Source organism: Paenibacillus sp. G34, from assembly GCF_056856875.1.
Genome location: NZ_CM166469.1, coordinates 1,806,964 through 1,823,988, shown reverse-complemented (window position 1 = coordinate 1,823,988; position 17,025 = coordinate 1,806,964). Strand labels below are relative to the sequence as shown.

Here is a 17,025-nt window from a genome sequence, read left to right as displayed (position 1 = left end):
CATGTAAAGAGAAGTGAATCGGATTACAAACATGCTCAGCAACATAATCAGATGTAGCACGTAACGCGATATAATCACGCAACTTACATAACGGAGCAAGACTCCTAAGGAGAGGATTTACAATGTCAGGAAACCAACACAATCATGGACATGACCATGGACACAATCACACGCACGGCACAAATAACAAAAAGGTTTTGCTCTTTTCCTTCATTATCATTACGTTGTACATGATCGTGGAAGCCTTCGGAGGATTTATCACCAATAGTTTGGCACTCATCTCCGATGCGGGTCATATGCTCTCCGACTCCATTGCACTCGGGATTGCTCTGCTGGCATTTACATATGGAGCCAAAGCCGTCAATACGGGAAAAACCTACGGTTACAGACGCTTTGAAATTCTGGCAGCCACACTTAACGGCATCACGTTAATTGCCATTGCGCTTTATATTTTCTACGAAGCGATTGGCCGCTTTATCCACCCGCCTGAAGTGGCAACTATGGGTATGCTGATCATCAGTACGATCGGATTGCTCGTGAACATTCTCGTTGCCTGGATTATGATGCGTGGCAGCGATACCGAGGGCAACCTGAACATGCGCGGGGCTTATCTGCACGTAATCAGTGACATGCTCGGCTCGATCGGTGCCATTGCTGCAGCCCTGCTTATGATGTTCTTCGGCTGGGGCTGGGCTGATCCACTGGCAAGTGTTATTGTTGCGATATTGGTATTACGCAGTGGATTTTATGTCACCAAATCCTCGCTACATATTCTCATGGAAGGCACACCGACCAACGTGAATGTTAACGATCTGGTGCAGACCATCCAGCAGGTCGATGGCGTCAAAGGTGTGCACGATGTGCACGTCTGGTCGATCACCAGCAACCTGAACGCACTGACTGCCCACATCGTGGTAGATGGAACAATGGATGTATATGCATCCGAGGTGCTGGTACAGAAGATCGAACATCTGCTGGAACACAAAGAGATCAAACACGTCACGTTGCAGGTCGAGTCTGAAAAGCATCTTCACGACACCTCCGTCCTCTGCACCGTCAAAGGTGACGCACCTGATGCACATGCGCATCACCATCATTGATTTTAGTGCAGGCTGACCGACACTTGTGGCGATTCGATGAGACAAAACAGGACGATTCCCGTTAAGGGATCGCCCTGTTTTTTGCTGTTATAACTTTAGCATCAGCGCTACGTTGGCACAGTATGCATAGCGTTGGCATTAGTGTTCACTTTGGCGCTAGCACTGGAACAATCATTAGCATCAGCCTCGGCATCGGCATTGGAACTAAACCTTGCTCTGTGCCGTTCGGTTAATGCTACCGTTTATACTGCAATAAATTCCAGAAACTCCAGCCGATTCCCAAAGGGATCATTTAAATAGAAACGCCTTACTCCCTCATCTGCTCTTGCTTCATCATCTACAACTTGGATACCGTGCTTGTGCAGGTGTTCGCGTAACTGCTCCAGCTTCTGTACATGAAAAGCCGGATGGGCTTTGGAAGCGGGTACAAAATCATGTTGCACACCGATATGAACCTGATGCTCGCCACATTGAAACCATACACCGCCGCGTTTCTGCAACAGTGCGGGCTTTGGGATTTCTGTCCAGCCCAGGATTTGATTAAAAAAATCTCTAGCTTCTTTCTCGCAGCCTTCAGGGGCAGACAGCTGAACATGATCAATGCCGTTGAAATGAAAGTCCATGTTATTCCTCCCCCTATCAAGTTTCATTTAGTGAAACTAAGTTTCGTTTTATACTTCCATTTTATAGATATAATTACAATAAGTCCAGAGTGTTTTTCGGCGAACTACATCGTTATGTATGCAAGCCAGTTGTTACCGCCTAAATATCTATTTCATCCCAATTCAGAATTACATATCCTAATTGACACAGCAGAATAACAATATAACTTATATTAATGATCATACTTCTCTTCAAATTTCTACTCTGCTTCTCATGTTCTTCTGAGTCAATTGCTCCGCGTCCCGCCCTCCATCCTATCCTCTGTCTCTGTCTCTGTTTCCGCAACATCACAAATTCCAGCACCCCGAAGGCTCCCCAGACCATTGTAAATAGTAACGACATGGCATTGACCACCGACAGCAGCATGAGTGAACCCATATCCCAACGTTGTTCTATCCCCCATTTGAACATTAAATTCACCATGATTGTCAGAGCAACCAGCCCAAAACCGATGTAGCTTAAATAAGGCGTAGACCAAGTTTCACGCCTGTCTCGCATTTCTCTTTCCCTCCTTAAGTTTCGATGTAAGTTACCTGTAGTACATCAGCTTTTGCGCTTCCATCGTCAGCCCGAATGAAATGAGCCGATCTTTCATCGCTCGATATACATCAGGATCATCGAACCCTTGTGCCTGACTGTCCCGGATTAAACTAAACAGACCCACCTGATCTGCGCTCGATATATAGGACTTCAACTGCTGCTCCTGATCGTGTGGGATCTCTTTCTCATGCCAAGGATGAGGCACTGCTTTCTTAGGATCACTCACTAAATCTTTCCCTAGCGCAACACCAAGTCCATCAAGTGTATCGATAATGACTTGCCCGCGTCTGATCTGCTGTGCTTCCTGAATGTAAGAGTATCCGTCCGGGATCGGCTGAAGATCAAATCGCTGCATAGCCAAATCTCGAACCTTATTTTTTTCAAGGTCCCAACGTTTCCCGTCAAAGTACTCACTTTGACTCACTTCCTCCGTCTGTTCTTTCACAAAGTTCAGGTACTGTTGTTTCGATTCAAATTCATTGAGTAGGAGATCCTCATGACCTGAAAAACTAAGCGCAAAAAAATCCCGGATATTGCTGGCCACAATCCTCGCATAATGTCCAAAAGCCATCGGGTCTACACAAATTATAGGCGCTAAACTCAAATCAGAAACATGTCCAAAATCCGTCAAAAATGAATAATGAATGCCACCCATGCCTGTATTGGCAAATACGATCGCATCCGCAGGAGAACTCAAATAACCCCCATGATCATTAGAATCGAATTGTAGAAAATAATCCGTCGGTGTCTCCAGATAAGATACTTCATGCTTGATTTCCTGCTCCCAATCCATGATGTCTTGCAACAATTCAGGAATCTTATAAGTGCTCGTCATTACACTTCCTCCTCCGTAATACATCATTTACACTTTAGGTTGTTGAATGGGGCGCTTCATTGTATCCTTACTCAACTTAAACGCTAACGATCACCAGAAGCCTTATTTGGCCTGTTTCGCTGCTTTTTATTTTCTAACGATCACCAGAGACGTTATTTCCTTGATTTTGCTTCAATATAGTGTATTTTTCAAGTTTTTGGATGAAATAAGCTCCATGGTGATCGTTAGAATTCTGGCTCCCTCATTTCAGGGAAAATAAGCTTCCTGGAGATCGTTAGAATTCTGACACTCTCATTTCAGAGCAATTGGAGTACTACTTAAGTCGTAGCGATACCCGGTAAACGTGCCTATAGATTCTTTTCATGAAGTATTAATTAAAATGACAAGAGCCCCGGCTTTAAGCCAGAGCCCTCTTATTACATTCATCGAATTATATTCATCGAAACGTTCCCACGATCCCTTTTATTCCACCAGCAATCCAGCCTCCGAAATCCGATCATTGATCAGGGCTTTCAGGGCTTTCAGGGCTTTCAGGGCTTTCAAAAAAAATCACTCATCTCCCGACGACCTTTGCAACGTAAAATAAAATCTGACCCCATTCGGCGTATTCGCTACACCATAGGACTGCTGATGCAGTTGGGTAATCTCCTTCACGATGGATAACCCCAGCCCGGTTCCACCGGCTTGACGACTGCGCGCATCCTCTTCGCGATAGAACCGATCCCATATCCGTGTCAGCTCATGCTCTGCAATGGAAGGCCCTTCATTTTCTACAACAATACACACTTGTTCATGCTCATGATCATGCTGGATATCTATCCGTATGCTACTTCCTTCATCCCCGTTGCGAATCGCATTGCTCACATAATTCAGCAAGACCTGCTGCATCTTCTCAGCATCGGCCCAGACATGCACATCCCGGTCACCTTGCACCTCGAACTTCATCTGCTTAGCCTTGGCGAGTTGTCTCATCTTCTCTACACATTCAGCTACAAGTTGATCCGCCGTAAACGATCCCATACGCAGCTTCACCGCGCCAGCCTCCAGCCGGGTCAACTCCAGCATATCGAGCACCAGCTTTTCCATCCGGTCGGCTTCTCGCAAAATGGTACGAATATAGCGTTCTCGTTTATTTTCGGCGATCTGATCTAGAAGTCCTTCCGCATATCCCTTCACCACACTGATCGGTGTTTTTAATTCATGCGAAGCATCCGACACAAAACGTTTCTGCAACTGCTCCATCCGGCTTTTATATTCCATCTCCAGCACCAGTTTCTCGTTCGTGAGTTGCAGCTCCTTCAGCGTACGATCCAGATTGGAAGAAAGACTGACGAGACTTTCGGACAGACTGCCCAGCTCATCCTTACTCTGAATCGGGGCCATGGCCGTGAAATCCAGCTTTGCCATGCGAGCCGCATCGCGATTCAACTGTAGCAGCGGACGTGAAACGATTTTGGAGAAGAAAAAGGACAGAACGACCATCAGCAATAGCCCCCCGGCAATACTGAAAAAGGCGTAATACACCTCCAGCGCGCCAAATGCCTCCCCAAGCTGCGTCAAGGGCGTTAGAGCAAACAGATACTCCACGACCTTGCCATCACGAACAATCGGTTGCACAAACACCAGATTATGCACACCGCTCACAGGTTCCTTCCATTCGGTATGAAATGCTTCGCCCCGCTCCAACTGCTCCCGCTCTGCTTCCGGCAAAGGAAACCACACGCGCAGCGCAGCCGCCATAATACCTTCCCTGTTATTCCACTGACCCGGCGCAGGCAACAATACCGAGTTTACGGTGCCACTGACCTCAATGACGCCTTCCCGATCGGCATTGTGAGGAAGCACCCCAACCGCGGGTGACCCCTCTTTACGAATGACATAAGGTGAGAACAAAGCGTGTCCCTGCTCCAGATAATAAGCACCTTGCACCGTCACGCGATCACCAGACTGCAAACCATACGAAGTTAAAGCTGAGATATCCGGGAAAAAGGAAACTGCCACAGGTAGTAATTGTCCCTGATCCGTGTTCAGTTGAATTCGAAACGGGTTATCGTAACGAACCTCACCCTCTTTACTTAGAATCGCCATTTGCACATGATTTTGTGTGATGAAACTGCCCATCACCATGGGTGTTTTCTCCGCAGGCCATTTCTGCCGGGCATAATCCATAGCGAAGGATGTTAGCTTTTTCTCCAAATCACTGGCTCGTTCATGCTGATAGAACCGTTCAAAGAACCAGAAATGTCCTGCCACAACCGTTGCAAAGAAGACGATATAAAATACGAGATTGGCAGCAAAAAGCTTAAATACGATCCCTCTCGTTTTCACGATTCAACCTCAAACTTGTATCCGATGCGAAACACCGTACGAATATATCCGGCATCTTCACCTAATTTTTTACGCAGATTTTTGATATGAGTATCCACCACGCGTGGATCGCCAAAATAGTCCACACCCCACACTTGATTTAACAAATGTTCACGCGTCAAAGGGAAGTTCCGATGCCTGAGCAGGTGTAGCAACACATCATATTCCTTATACGACAGCTCAACGGGTTGACCCCCTGACTCCACTACGCGTTTTCTCTCATATACCTTTATATTGCCAAAAGAAATGATCGGATCTTCCTGTCCCACCGTATTGTCCACACGCTTCATTAATGTCTCCGCTCGGGCAACCAGCACTCGCGGGCTGAACGGTTTCGTCACATAATCGTCGGCACCTAACTCAAAGCCCAGCAGCTTATTCTCTTCTTCCGATTTCGCAGTAAGGATAATGATGGGCACGGTAGACTGAGAGCGAATCTGCCGGCACACATTCCAGCCACTCACTTTGGGAATCATCAGATCTACAATCACCAAGTCTGGAGGACAGACATTATATAGTTCGAGTGCTTCCTCCCCGTTAGCTGCTTCAATAACTTGCCAATTGGATTGCGTAAAATAATCCGTGACCAGTTCACGAATGGATTCCTCATCTTCTATTAATAAAACGGAACGTCTCACAATTTTCCTCCTAAACACACATGAATCACACAACTGTTATGTATTATATCAACAATGATAATCATTTTCATTAAAAACGAAAAGGGGATGAACGTAATCCGGCATGTTTCTTTCAATTCATAATCCATCTCGTTCTTCTGCCGCTCGAAAACATTTTGGCCTGTCAAAGCCCGTCTGGATCGGCCTGATATTACTTATCCTGCTCCTGGCAGGCGGATATCTGGCCATGATCTTTCATCTACAACCCAGTCGCAAGGAACCGATCCTGTTCAACTGGTTTGCCTGGACGGACAACGAATCCCTGATTCGCTCGGTAACCTCGATTAGGCTGCCCCGAATTCTCGCTGCGGTACTTGTTGGTGCCGGACTCGGTATTGCGGGATGTCTGCTTCAGTCTTTAACTTCGAATGATCTGGCAGACCCGGAGGTTATGGGCATTAATCAGGGGGCCAATATGGCCATTGCTGCACTGATGGTGCTGATGCAGTTCCAGACATTCCGTTTCTTCACGGTGACAGCCTCCATGTTGGGAACAGCACTCAGCGGCATTCTCATTTATGTGCTCAGTGTGCGAAGCCGCTTTAGTTCTAGCAGTGTAGTGCTCACGGGACTGGTGAACAGTCTGTTTTTCAGTTCAATGACCACCACGCTGATCATATTTCATGATACCGATCTGTATCAACTGCTGCGCTGGATGGCTGGTGATCTGTCGGGCATGTCCTGGGAAGATGTCATGTTCTCGCTAGTCACTCTCGTTCCCATTAGTATCCTTTGTTGCTTGTTTGCATCCCAGTTAAATGTATTGTCTATGGGTGAGGATACAGCGATCTCTGTCGGACAACGGTTAACCATGGTACGGAGCGGAATCATGGTAGCCATTATTGTGCTCGTTGGCGCAGCAACAGCGGTATGCGGCCCCATCGGGTTCATTGGCTTAATGGCAGTACATATTATTCGTACGTTAACAGGTATTGATTATCGGGTAATTGTACCACTCGCTGCTCTGACAGGCAGTGTGCTTCTCGTGTATGCCGATCTGATCGGACGCCTGCTTTTCTATCCGCTGGAAGCACCGGTTGGACTTATTACTGCGTTTATTGGAGCACCATTCTTCATCGTGCTCATGCTCATGCGCGGGAGGAAACGTTCATGATACGTTTAAAAAATCCGTTCTCCCGATCCAACTTGAGCTTTGCTGCACTGATGACCGCAGTCTTATTCTTGATAGCGCTGGTATTTATCCTGTCGCTTCGTTTCGGGGCAACCCCCGTTACGTTCCATGAAATCATCGCCCAGTTTCAAGCGCAATCGGGCACGATTGTTGAGCTTCGGTTGCCTCGTGTTCTCTGCGCCATGCTTGTAGGCATTGCTGCATCTGTCGCAGGTGCCATCCTACAAACCGTCCTCCGTAATCCTTTGGCTTCACCCGATGTCATCGGGGCAACAGCAGGTGGCGGACTGGTGACCGTAGTCATTATTTTACTTGCGCCGTTAACACCCGCAATCTGGCTGCCTTTCTATTCGATGGCAGGTTCTGCAGCGGCAAGTCTGATCATTTTCCTGCTCGCTTATCGTCGTCAGGGCACGTCCATGATCCGTCTCGCCCTTGTTGGTATCGCGGTTAGTTCTGCATTACAAGCCATTATCAAAATGCTTATCGTTAAATATGCCATGAGTTCCAGTCAGGCACTGGTCTGGCTTAAAGGCAGCTTATATGCACGCAGCTTGCAACATGTGGAGATGTTATGGCCATGGACAGCAGCAGGTTTGTTAGCAGCCATGTTGCTCGTAAGGTACTTAAATGTCTTGAAGCTGGATGAAGCCGTGCTGGTGTCCTTAGGCACCCGGGTTCGCATGGTACGAACGCTGCTACTCCTCGTGGCTCTGGCTTTATCGGCAAGCTCAGCCAGCATATCGGGGAATCTCAGCTTTGTTGGACTTATTATTCCACATCTGTCCCATAAGCTGGTCGGAGAGAACTTCATGCGTTCCCTGCCATTTACCGCGGCGCTCGGCGCGCTGCTTGTCATGCTAGGCGATATGATTGGTCGCATTCTGATTCCTCCAATGGAGATTCCCGTTGGCATCATTACATCATTAATCGGCGCGCCTTATTTTGTATACCTCATTATCAAGCAAGGACAGAAAAAATAATTTTAATCTGGAGGGTTCATCCGAATGAAACGAACATCCCTATTTACTGTACTTATATTAACTCTTGTGCTGGTTCTCACCGCATGTGGCGGAGGCACGGCTGGCAACACCGCTGGTGTTACATCGGACAAGGAGTCAGCAGCGGCTTCTGCCAATGGCACAAATAACACGGACAGTAACAGCGCGTCCCCCTCTTCTTCAACCGCCTCATCATCAGAGCAGGGTTCAAACGAAGCCAATACAACAACGGGTCCGTCCATCACATCCAATTCAGATGGTTCATTTGTTGTAAAGAACGCTTGGGGAGAAACCAAACTCCCTGCATCGCCCAAAAAAATCGTTACCCTGCATTTCTCCTTTACGGATGAACTCGTTTCCCTTGGTGTAACGCCAGCAGGGATTGCAGGCTCTTATAAAGCGGAAGTGCTTGGTTATCTGAAAGATCAGGTGAAGGACTACACCTTTGTTGGAAATCACCAGCAGCCTAATCTGGAAGTGATCTCTTCCCTCAAGCCTGATCTGATTATCGCCAATGCCGATGTGCACGGAGCCATTCGTGAGGATCTGGAGAAAATTGCACCGACCATCGCACTCTACACCAATGGTTACGGAGACATGGAGCAAAACTTCGCTATGCTGGGAACCTTGCTTGGCAAAGAAAAAGAACATGATCAGGTCATGACTGAACTTAACCAGAACATTGAACAGACTCACGCTCAAATCCAGGGTACACCTAAAGTTATCGTCGTAAAAGCATTGGAGAAAAACTTTTACATCTGGATGAAAACATCCTATATTGCAACCCTGCTGGAGAAAATCGGCGCGGAATACAGCTTCGATGAGAACAAGTCCAGTCAGCAACAGACGCCAGGCAAGATTGACGTAGCCGATGTAGATCTGGAAACCCTTGTACAAGAGAACCCGGACTATCTGGTCATCTATGGGGCAAAGGCTGACCTGGATAAATGGATGAATAACAGCACCTTCCAATCGATTAAAGCGGTGAAAGATAAACATGTGCTCGTTGTTAATGATGAAATATGGGCACTGGGTAAGGGGCCTCTGTCGGGTGAAGAAATTCTAAAAGAGGCTATTCCATTCTTCACAAAATAATATGGTTTTCCTTAATGCAAAAGTAAAGCCAACCTTCCAAGCGAAGGTTGGCTTTATGTTATATACCGTTTCCACATATTCCACGCTTCGAGATACTCAGGCAAGTCCTGCGGATGATGTTTGTTGCTTAGCCCAATCCGGCAGTATAGATGAACCAGTGCTTCTTCCATCAATCTGAACTTATCCATAGTCACCTGTTCAAGCTTCTCGAATATTTCCCATAACAATGCCGGGTCGAGGTCATCGGGTGAGGAACAAAAAGCATAGAGAAAGTCATAGAGAACCGGGCCGACCATCGGAGATGGGTCAATGACCCCGATCAGTTCTTTTTCCTTGAACACAACATTATGGACACCTGCATCCCCATGCAAAAGAAACCTCGCCGCCTCATCCTTTTCAAACAGACGATTCACTGTAGATTGAACCAGATTGTAATCTTCCGCTGTAAGCACATCACCAAGATTCACTCTCGCCTCATCTATACTAATCTGATTAAATGCCTTCCATGTCTCGCGTGGATACTCCATTCTTCCCCATGGCTTTGTGTCCGGCAAACGCACATATGTATTCAATAGCTCTTTCACCAGCCGGGTTAACCAGGCTTTCTTCGCTCCCCCATGGTTATGAGTCTCGCCTTCCATAAAGCTGTATGCATAATAAGTGTGGTCCGAACTCGTAAAAAGAACCTTCGGCAGCAGCATCACTTCACGGTATTCATCCAGAAAATTACATGTAATACGAATCCCCTCAGGATCATCCCATTTCAAAATGTACCGTTCGCCCGAGTTCGCAAGCAGCCTGAACACCCGACCAGCCGTCGTTCCTGACAACTGCTTTACTTCCACGATGTGTTCGTGAATGTTGTGCTTTTGAAAAAGCTCGTTGATCTCCTTGGTGCTTGGGCTGATGTTCATCATATCTTTCTCCTTTTTCATTTCTCCTGTGTTTCATCTAATTTTCGCAAGCCACTTCTCTATTAATCCTCAAATGGACTATCTGCACTGGTCACTTCCTGTATAATGACGATCGGATCAGAGATCAAACCAAGCTCTTCATCCTTCGGATACGTCACAGCAATGGTAGGCTTAGGTCCCGCAAATGCCATCATCGACTCCATATCCTCCCACATGGTACATAGAAAAAAGTGTGCATACGCACCCTGATCGACGACCTTTAGATAGGCTCCGCGATTTCCCTTGACGGCAAGTGTATCTTTCACACCTGTTTCGTACTCATATTCCAGAAAAGCTTCCTTGTTCTCCAGCGGTACCGCTCCATGCCATGTTCTTGCGATCATCCCATCACTCCCCTTATACACTGAACATTTACTCATTCAAATTGCCAATAACCCAATGCACTGCCTCCAAAATATCAGCTGCAATATAATCCGGCTCAGTCTGAGCCCACTTATCTCTGAACTTGGTTAATGAGGATTCGCCCCAGCCTGTTTTCACCATGATCTTAGTCGCGCCTACAGCGTGTGCAGCAAGCATGTCTGTTTCGCCTACGTCTCCGATAACGATGCACTTGGTCAAATCCAAATCGTGTTGCTCCGCGGCCTGAAGTAACATGCCGGGTTTAGGCTTTCGACAGCCGCATTCTTCTTCATGTGAGCAGATGTAGGCCTGATCAAATCCATATTCCTGAAACTGCTGTTCAAACTCCTGAACCGTTGCTTGTCCGCGTGAAATTCGGTGTTGATTGGTGAGTGCAAATACCTTCATTCCGTTTTGCTTTAAGAGCATAATCGCTTCCTGCGCATTCGGATATAACTCAAAGTCTCTCGGATGAATAAAATGTCCTGTACCTCCGATTGTGCCATCTCTGTCGATAAAAACAGCCTGAACGTTTGGATTCGCAGTCATAAGGTTTGTTCACTCCCGATTTAAGTTATTGTATTAATCACTATTCACTAACTTAAAAGCCCCACCGCTTCACACAACGATTACACTTTTTCATCGATAATATGTTGGCTGTCCTGGCCTTTCGTATGTTGAAGCCCTCTGACTTCTGCTCGCAGATTACGTACTTCCTTCATCAGTAGATCAAGTTTCCTTGATGTTTTGGATGAATCCACAGCATAACGTACAACCGCTGCAATAATGAGCACAAAAATAATGCATACAAATACGGCAATCAACGCTGTAAATAACTCCATAGTCGTGTACATCTCCTTGGTGTCTATGAACTTATGTGCCTGACAAAACATAATTCAATTCATATTATTAATAAATATTCAATTTAATTGTAACATTTTTCAACTCCACCCGTTGTCTTAAATGAAGGAGGATGAAATCTGAAATGAGGAGTGATTTATATGCCGAACTATTCAAACAGTACCAGTCCTCCCTGCATCTATATCTCTACCGCATGTGTGGATCACAAGAAACGGCTGAGGAGTTAGTTCAAGAGACATTTTACAGAGCTATGGTATCCATGAAAGCGAAACATGCAGACTATGCCAGAGCCTGGTTATACAAAGTAGCCAGACATTTGTTTATCGATTGGTACCGGAAGAACCGCGGGGAAATGGAAATGAGCCGGGAACTGGAGAAACGAAGTGTAGAGAATACATATCGTACTCCTGAGGAAGTGCTCGCTGCTCGTGAACGGATAAAACTGATTCAACAGGTCATGAAAAAACTGCCCGAACAGTATCGGACTGTGCTGCTGCTTCGCGAGATGAATGAGCTGTCTTACAAGGAACTTTGCGAGGTTTTGGATATGAATATGAACCAAGTCAAAGTTACTCTGTTTCGTGCCAGAGCCCGATTTAAAGAAGAGATGTTACAGATGAAAGGAGAGAATGAATGATGTCCAAGCCAACGGAACCCGATGATCTGCCTGTACTCCATGCAGATGATTTCGAACCTCAACGCCCGGAATGGAGTCATAAGCAATTTAGACGAATGGTATGGAAAACACGCTGGAAATTTTTCCTGAACGCAGGGGGAGTTCTATTTTTAATATTTATACTCTATCATGTCTATCTTACGGCTCTGCATATGTATTTCGATCAATCCAAAGTGCGTAATGAATTCATGCGTTCCATTATTTCGGTGGTGGAGATGCATGGTGACGGACTGCGCGTCGAAAAAAGTCCCCATCAGACGTTTGAAGTCACTCCCTTTCTGACACAGAAGGCCAATCTGAAAGTATATCGCCTCGTCGGTTCATCGGAAGTGATCACTGGTGAGGTTCAAGCCGAACGAAGTATTACCGGCAAATTCAGTTACAAGATGAATAGCACAGGTGCTTATTTAAATGGTAACGAGCCCGGTCCATTTTACCTTCCGTATGACTTGGTTGACGGCCAACCTTCCCATGAGGACACGGAGGAAAACAGCAGTTCCAAGCGACTTCGTAAAATAGATGACGGACATGTTGCCGAGATGTCGATCTCATTGAAAAATTTAAAATCGCCCGAGCAATTGATGCAGCTGCTCTCTAAATATGATGTCCGAGTAACCGCGATGCCGATCTATTCAGGAGAAATGCAAGAAAAAAATCTTTCCTATTCGAGAGCAGGAATGTTTGACTATATTGTTCCTCATCTGACGCTTAAACCGCTCTATGAAATGGAAGACGGCGGAGGCCGATGGTTTAATTATTTTCCTAGAGACACTAAAGATCAGAATCTGGCCCAGTCAGAAGGAACGATGGAGGAACAAATCCAAGGCATGATGTCTGATCTGGAATGGATGACCAGCAACCTCAGTTATAACGGTGTTGATTGGGATCAACGAAGACTTAACTATCTGAAAAAGAATGGCATACAAGTATATGGAGCTGTTATAACAGGTCCCGTACGTGAATTGCAGCAGATTACCGAGAATCCGGAATTCAAGCATGTTCATCTGAACCGGGTAGAGATATGGAATTGGGATTAGAAATGCAGGGTTATAGTTAAAAAAAGAGATCATGCCTTTGTGCGAACAGGGATGATCTCTTTTTTTACATGCAAGAGTTACAAATAACGCATCCGAAGCAAGAAAGGTACACACTATGCTGATTACACTTCGGATAACCTGGAGGAACAACTGGTTCGTCTTCATCCTCTTCATCTGAAGAGATCCACTCCAGATATGACTGTTCGTCGATATCCTTTGCTGTAAACGCCTGAATCATCGTTAAAAAATGTTGAAGTGTGGTATGAGACCACTCCTCACCAGGTTCATAATCCAAGAGATGCCACCCGCTCTTGTTCATCGCCCCATGAATTACATTGACCATAAACTGTTTCATAAGGGCCACATCCTTCTTTAACCATGGCATCTCATTTAATTCAAATCCGACCGTTCCCCGCCCCACTCTATTCTGATCTCTCTGTGCTAACCAAATCACAAACTCTTTTTCCCGGTTTGTCTGGGCGATATGAGAGCTACTAAGAACCAATATTTCAATAAAAACCGAGGTAGCTGTGTTGGTCATTCGCAGAGATTCAATAGAATGCTCTGCTGATGACGGCAAAGATATCTCATTCATAACATTCCCCCTTCATTCGGTCTCTGCGATGATATCGGTGCAACGTACGATCAATTCAGGCATCGGTTCTCCGTCCAAAAGAACATGAAGTTCGTACCCCTGATCGATTCGGTACAGCTCCTGGTACAGCCAGTGACTGCCAACGATCTCACCTTCTTGCTTAACAATTTCAGGTGCTATCAACGTGAGTTTATTGATGTCAGTGAAGCCACCCCGGTTGTCAAAACTGATAACCAGATTATCGGCGTGCGATAGCTCAGTCACCTTGCAATCATGAAACTGCACCCGGCGGTAAACATCATCTTCAATATTCTGGTTCAACATCGCTTCTCTGTATTCTTGTCCGATACGTTCCATCTCTTGGGTATTCTCTGCACTCTTTTTCTTGAGTTGCCGCAGGACATCGCTTGTACAATACCCCAGTGCAAACACACGGATGTCAGCAATCTGGTTCAAGATCTCAGCAGGTAATTTCTCCGCATGGTATTGGAAGTTCCACTCCATCGCTTCTTTATACTTGTCTTTACATTGTTTCTCATCAAATGCAGGACGGATATCATATTCGGCAATCAGCTTCTCAATATGTGCTCGCTCTTCCGGCGGCATGTGGTACACCATCTGATCTTCTGCCGTGATCTCTTCCCCGCTAAAAGCTTTGTCTACACGGGTCATCACTTGACCATCACTCTCCAGCATGAAACGTGGATCGAAATCATACATCTCATGCTCTTGCTTTACATACTCTTTTTCCTTCCGTTTGTACAGTCGCTGGAAAAGAACCTCATCTAGCAACGCAGCGCCTTTATGTACTCTCAAGCCAAAATGAAGCCCTGTCTGCTGGCACGTTTCGTACCACTCTTTGGTTAAATATTTCATAGGCATCTCTCCTGTTTGTAGAGCTTTTTAATCTCTGATGCGAATTTGGCTGCGCCGGGAATGCGTGTACGCTTGAAAAACGATGTTAATTGTTTCGGATGATTCTTCACCAGATCATACTCAATGACCGTGTTTGCGATAACCGATCTCGTGAATCCCAACACCTCTACCACTTCCGACCGATCCCCTGCATCCAGTTCTTCGCCATCAGCAAATTCTCCGTCCGGATCATCATCCAGCTCTTCACTGAACGTTAACCGGGCTACCACATAAGACATAATCTCTTCCTTGTCTTCGGCGATTTGCTCCATAATCCACTGCACACATTCTTCTTCAGTCGGAGCAGGACCGTAAAAGCCCTCAAGAACATATTTGCGCTCTCTAAAAGTATCCATCAGCATAGATGCCTCATAACTAGCATGTTCGACAAATTTCACCTGAGGTTTAAGCTGAACAAGTTCAGCCGTAAGTTTTTTATACCAATCGCTGGTTAGAAATTGTTCTATGGTTTTCATCGCTACTCCTCCAGATTCTCCAGCCTCAATGTCCTCGAAAAAACCCAGCCGTGCTAGTCTACACCCAAGTTTGAAAAAATTTATGTTTGATTTCTTTGTCGTTCCGCGCCGCCCACTCACGAACAGCTTCAACACCCGCGGCCTCTTGATCTCTCTTAAAATAAAAGCATAAATCCATCGGCACAATCCGTTTGCCATGGCGTTTAAACCCGATTCGTCTGTAATTCATATAAATACACTCAATCTGAGAGGCATCGTATTTCTGTAATTGGGTAGAGATCACATGATCACTTTTCAATGTAATGCTAGGTTTGGTGAAAAATATACGCCATATTCCAAAAATGATGTAGCCGAGAATAAAGACGAATAAAAATATAGCAATGTATTTCATAACACCATTTTCACCGTAAAAAACATTTCTAGAAAACAAAACTACAATCATGAGCATACAAATGAGTTGAAGTATAGCTCTTGGATAAATCGTCTTATACGTCATGCAATATTCCTCCTAATCATTTTCTATATTAATCTGCAACCACTTGGAAGGTGTTTTTCTAGCAAAATGCTTTTCTACAAAACCCAGAATATCATCAATCCCGGGCAATGCCGCGTTGTGTTTGGCTTCGTCAAACGTCATCCATCGGTAATCGCTATGCTCATGATTCAACTGGACAAACTGATCTTCGTGCACATAACCTACAAATACGGGAGCCATATAGATATAACCCTCTGCCTGTGAATAGAACTGTTCGAACTGATTAGACGTGTATAAACGAATATCCGTGATGCCCGTTTCCTCACGAATCTCTCGAATCGCGGCCTCCCATGCCTTTTCCCCTGGCTCAATACCACCGCCGATATAACACCACTCTCCATGCAGCATTCGACCAGCCCGTTTCAGCATCAGCACATGAAATTCATTCAAATATTTTTTCAGAAGTATCACAGCAACCCCTTCACAGCGGATCGGTACAGTTTGTTTGGGTAGATCAGTTAAATCGGTTGAGTTGGCCGGGGTATTCTTGGTGGACTGCTTAGCTTGTGTAGCCCTATTGGCTTGTGTGTTGTGGTCTGAATGACTTAATTGACCCGTTTGGTTCACTCCGCTTACTCCTTGCGCATCCGTTGTATGTTTCACCGATTCTCTCCCCTGCCCTTCACGTTTCCCTGGAATTAAAAATCCTCCAGCACCTTAGACTTATCCCCGTAAACCTTATCCAGATGCTCTTCTCCCCAGTAACACAGAAGATCCAGCGCAGGCTTAAGTCCCAATCCATAAGCTGTCAGCTCATATTCCACTCGTGGCGGGACCTCGGAGTATACCTTACGCTGCACAATCTCGTCCTTTTCCAGTGCTCGGAGCTGTGTTGTCAGCATTTTCTGCGTAATCTCGGGGATTAACCGCTTCAGCTCCGACGTTCTTTTGCAACCTGTAAACAAATGATAAATAATGAGCGGCTTCCACTTGCCACCCATCACTTCCAGCGCCGCTTCAACGCCAACTCTATATTTCTTGGGAGCCTCGTTATTTGTCTTGCCTTGTTCCATCTTGATCTTCCCTCCGATATCTTTCTGAGCCTCATGTCATGGCCTTCATATCATGGTTCTTTATATCAGGGTTCTTAAATCATGACATTTCCATCAAGGTACATTTAAGTTCACGTTCAAATTTCATGTTCCTAGGGTACTTTCATCTCCCTATAGAACATCAAAGTGCGTACTTCCAGATGTTTTCAACT

At 45.7% G+C, this 17,025-nt stretch carries 21 protein-coding genes; 6 read left to right on the top strand and 15 right to left on the bottom strand.

Annotated features, from left to right (window positions below; genetic code table 11):
• Positions 1-122 precede the first annotated feature (122 nt).
• Positions 123-1,100 carry a cation diffusion facilitator family transporter gene (locus AC1VYS_RS08225; RefSeq protein WP_482913814.1) on the top strand — a complete coding sequence of 326 codons (978 nt, stop codon included), beginning with the start codon at positions 123-125 and terminating at the stop codon, positions 1,098-1,100.
• Between the two features lie 242 nt (positions 1,101-1,342).
• On the opposite strand, the gene AC1VYS_RS08220 is transcribed toward AC1VYS_RS08225, so the two are convergent.
• From AC1VYS_RS08220 to AC1VYS_RS08200, 5 genes are all read right to left on the bottom strand, one after another.
• On the bottom strand, positions 1,343-1,723 hold the full coding sequence (locus AC1VYS_RS08220; RefSeq protein WP_482913813.1) for a VOC family protein: 381 nt from the start codon (positions 1,721-1,723) through the stop codon (positions 1,343-1,345).
• A gap of 139 nt (positions 1,724-1,862) precedes the next feature.
• The gene (locus tag AC1VYS_RS08215) at positions 1,863-2,261 is read right to left on the bottom strand and encodes a hypothetical protein (protein ID WP_482913812.1); all 399 of its coding nucleotides are present in this window, start codon (positions 2,259-2,261) and stop codon (positions 1,863-1,865) included.
• 31 nt (positions 2,262-2,292) lie between these two features.
• Positions 2,293-3,138: a hypothetical protein gene (locus AC1VYS_RS08210; protein ID WP_482913811.1), complete on the bottom strand. Its 846-nt coding sequence runs from the start codon at positions 3,136-3,138 to the stop codon at positions 2,293-2,295.
• A gap of 549 nt (positions 3,139-3,687) precedes the next feature.
• The gene (locus tag AC1VYS_RS08205) at positions 3,688-5,466 is read right to left on the bottom strand and encodes a sensor histidine kinase (protein WP_482913810.1); all 1,779 of its coding nucleotides are present in this window, start codon (positions 5,464-5,466) and stop codon (positions 3,688-3,690) included.
• Positions 5,463-6,143, bottom strand: coding sequence for a response regulator transcription factor (locus tag AC1VYS_RS08200; protein WP_482913809.1), 681 nt, complete (start codon positions 6,141-6,143; stop codon positions 5,463-5,465). The genes AC1VYS_RS08205 and AC1VYS_RS08200 overlap by 4 nt, the downstream gene beginning before the upstream one ends.
• Positions 6,144-6,246: 103 nt before the next feature.
• Here AC1VYS_RS08200 and AC1VYS_RS08195 point away from each other — a divergent pair, with 103 nt between their 5' ends.
• The 3 genes from AC1VYS_RS08195 to AC1VYS_RS08185 are packed head-to-tail and all read left to right on the top strand — an operon-like array spanning position 6,247 to position 9,410.
• Positions 6,247-7,296: a FecCD family ABC transporter permease gene (locus AC1VYS_RS08195; protein WP_482913808.1), complete on the top strand. Its 1,050-nt coding sequence runs from the start codon at positions 6,247-6,249 to the stop codon at positions 7,294-7,296.
• Entirely contained in the window at positions 7,293-8,297 is a 1,005-nt protein-coding gene (locus tag AC1VYS_RS08190; RefSeq protein WP_482913807.1) for a FecCD family ABC transporter permease, read from the top strand. Before AC1VYS_RS08195 ends, AC1VYS_RS08190 begins: the two co-directional genes overlap by 4 nt.
• Positions 8,298-8,321: 24 nt before the next feature.
• Entirely contained in the window at positions 8,322-9,410 is a 1,089-nt protein-coding gene (locus tag AC1VYS_RS08185) for an ABC transporter substrate-binding protein (RefSeq protein ID WP_482913806.1), read from the top strand.
• Positions 9,411-9,463: 53 nt separating this feature from the next.
• Here the strand turns inward: AC1VYS_RS08185 and AC1VYS_RS08180 are convergent, their stop codons facing one another.
• The 4 genes from AC1VYS_RS08180 to AC1VYS_RS08165 all read right to left on the bottom strand — a co-directional run bounded on the left by AC1VYS_RS08180 (position 9,464) and on the right by AC1VYS_RS08165 (position 11,568).
• Complete coding sequence (locus AC1VYS_RS08180; protein WP_482934499.1) at positions 9,464-10,324, bottom strand: aminoglycoside phosphotransferase family protein; 861 nt, start codon at positions 10,322-10,324, stop codon at positions 9,464-9,466.
• A gap of 62 nt (positions 10,325-10,386) precedes the next feature.
• Complete coding sequence (locus AC1VYS_RS08175) at positions 10,387-10,707, bottom strand: hypothetical protein (protein ID WP_482913804.1); 321 nt, start codon at positions 10,705-10,707, stop codon at positions 10,387-10,389.
• Between the two features lie 28 nt (positions 10,708-10,735).
• Positions 10,736-11,275 carry an HAD-IIIA family hydrolase gene (locus AC1VYS_RS08170; protein ID WP_482913803.1) on the bottom strand — a complete coding sequence of 180 codons (540 nt, stop codon included), beginning with the start codon at positions 11,273-11,275 and terminating at the stop codon, positions 10,736-10,738.
• Positions 11,276-11,355: 80 nt separating this feature from the next.
• The gene (locus tag AC1VYS_RS08165; protein ID WP_482913802.1) at positions 11,356-11,568 is read right to left on the bottom strand and encodes a hypothetical protein; all 213 of its coding nucleotides are present in this window, start codon (positions 11,566-11,568) and stop codon (positions 11,356-11,358) included.
• Between the two features lie 143 nt (positions 11,569-11,711).
• On the opposite strand from AC1VYS_RS08165, the gene AC1VYS_RS08160 reads away from it, so the two are divergent.
• Together AC1VYS_RS08160 and AC1VYS_RS08155 are read left to right on the top strand one after the other, a co-directional pair.
• Complete coding sequence (locus AC1VYS_RS08160; RefSeq protein ID WP_482913801.1) at positions 11,712-12,224, top strand: RNA polymerase sigma factor; 513 nt, start codon at positions 11,712-11,714, stop codon at positions 12,222-12,224.
• Positions 12,224-13,300, top strand: a complete 1,077-nt coding sequence (locus AC1VYS_RS08155) for an anti sigma factor C-terminal domain-containing protein (RefSeq protein ID WP_482913800.1) — start codon at positions 12,224-12,226, stop codon at positions 13,298-13,300. Before AC1VYS_RS08160 ends, AC1VYS_RS08155 begins: the two co-directional genes overlap by 1 nt.
• 64 nt (positions 13,301-13,364) lie before the next feature.
• Here AC1VYS_RS08155 and AC1VYS_RS08150 read toward each other — a convergent pair whose 3' ends face one another.
• Genes AC1VYS_RS08150 through AC1VYS_RS08125 form a run of 6 tightly spaced genes read right to left on the bottom strand, consistent with a single transcriptional unit; the run spans position 13,365 to position 16,834 of the window.
• Entirely contained in the window at positions 13,365-13,895 is a 531-nt protein-coding gene (locus tag AC1VYS_RS08150; RefSeq protein WP_482913799.1) for a hypothetical protein, read from the bottom strand.
• 12 nt (positions 13,896-13,907) lie between these two features.
• Positions 13,908-14,771, bottom strand: coding sequence for a DUF4085 family protein (locus AC1VYS_RS08145; protein ID WP_482913798.1), 864 nt, complete (start codon positions 14,769-14,771; stop codon positions 13,908-13,910).
• Positions 14,768-15,286, bottom strand: a complete 519-nt coding sequence (locus AC1VYS_RS08140) for a hypothetical protein (RefSeq protein ID WP_482913797.1) — start codon at positions 15,284-15,286, stop codon at positions 14,768-14,770. Before AC1VYS_RS08140 ends, AC1VYS_RS08145 begins: the two co-directional genes overlap by 4 nt.
• A gap of 58 nt (positions 15,287-15,344) precedes the next feature.
• Positions 15,345-15,782 carry a hypothetical protein gene (locus tag AC1VYS_RS08135; RefSeq protein ID WP_482913796.1) on the bottom strand — a complete coding sequence of 146 codons (438 nt, stop codon included), beginning with the start codon at positions 15,780-15,782 and terminating at the stop codon, positions 15,345-15,347.
• A 12-nt stretch (positions 15,783-15,794) separates the two neighbouring features.
• Positions 15,795-16,424, bottom strand: a complete 630-nt coding sequence (locus tag AC1VYS_RS08130; protein ID WP_482913795.1) for an NUDIX hydrolase — start codon at positions 16,422-16,424, stop codon at positions 15,795-15,797.
• A gap of 35 nt (positions 16,425-16,459) precedes the next feature.
• Positions 16,460-16,834 carry a winged helix-turn-helix transcriptional regulator gene (locus AC1VYS_RS08125; RefSeq protein ID WP_482913794.1) on the bottom strand — a complete coding sequence of 125 codons (375 nt, stop codon included), beginning with the start codon at positions 16,832-16,834 and terminating at the stop codon, positions 16,460-16,462.
• Positions 16,835-17,025 lie beyond the last annotated feature (191 nt).

Coding starts and splice junctions, on each gene's coding strand:
- AC1VYS_RS08225 (WP_482913814.1), top strand. CDS start 123: ATGTCAGGAAACCAACACAATCATGGACATGACCATGGACACAATCAC.
- AC1VYS_RS08220 (WP_482913813.1), bottom strand. CDS start 1,723: ATGGACTTTCATTTCAACGGCATTGATCATGTTCAGCTGTCTGCCCCT.
- AC1VYS_RS08215 (WP_482913812.1), bottom strand. CDS start 2,261: ATGCGAGACAGGCGTGAAACTTGGTCTACGCCTTATTTAAGCTACATC.
- AC1VYS_RS08210 (WP_482913811.1), bottom strand. CDS start 3,138: ATGACGAGCACTTATAAGATTCCTGAATTGTTGCAAGACATCATGGAT.
- AC1VYS_RS08195 (WP_482913808.1), top strand. CDS start 6,247: ATGTTTCTTTCAATTCATAATCCATCTCGTTCTTCTGCCGCTCGAAAA.
- AC1VYS_RS08190 (WP_482913807.1), top strand. CDS start 7,293: ATGATACGTTTAAAAAATCCGTTCTCCCGATCCAACTTGAGCTTTGCT.
- AC1VYS_RS08185 (WP_482913806.1), top strand. CDS start 8,322: ATGAAACGAACATCCCTATTTACTGTACTTATATTAACTCTTGTGCTG.
- AC1VYS_RS08180 (WP_482934499.1), bottom strand. CDS start 10,324: ATGAACATCAGCCCAAGCACCAAGGAGATCAACGAGCTTTTTCAAAAG.
- AC1VYS_RS08175 (WP_482913804.1), bottom strand. CDS start 10,707: ATGATCGCAAGAACATGGCATGGAGCGGTACCGCTGGAGAACAAGGAA.
- AC1VYS_RS08170 (WP_482913803.1), bottom strand. CDS start 11,275: ATGACTGCGAATCCAAACGTTCAGGCTGTTTTTATCGACAGAGATGGC.
- AC1VYS_RS08165 (WP_482913802.1), bottom strand. CDS start 11,568: ATGGAGTTATTTACAGCGTTGATTGCCGTATTTGTATGCATTATTTTT.
- AC1VYS_RS08160 (WP_482913801.1), top strand. CDS start 11,712: ATGAGGAGTGATTTATATGCCGAACTATTCAAACAGTACCAGTCCTCC.
- AC1VYS_RS08155 (WP_482913800.1), top strand. CDS start 12,224: ATGTCCAAGCCAACGGAACCCGATGATCTGCCTGTACTCCATGCAGAT.
- AC1VYS_RS08150 (WP_482913799.1), bottom strand. CDS start 13,895: ATGAATGAGATATCTTTGCCGTCATCAGCAGAGCATTCTATTGAATCT.
- AC1VYS_RS08145 (WP_482913798.1), bottom strand. CDS start 14,771: ATGAAATATTTAACCAAAGAGTGGTACGAAACGTGCCAGCAGACAGGG.
- AC1VYS_RS08140 (WP_482913797.1), bottom strand. CDS start 15,286: ATGAAAACCATAGAACAATTTCTAACCAGCGATTGGTATAAAAAACTT.
- AC1VYS_RS08135 (WP_482913796.1), bottom strand. CDS start 15,782: ATGACGTATAAGACGATTTATCCAAGAGCTATACTTCAACTCATTTGT.
- AC1VYS_RS08125 (WP_482913794.1), bottom strand. CDS start 16,834: ATGGAACAAGGCAAGACAAATAACGAGGCTCCCAAGAAATATAGAGTT.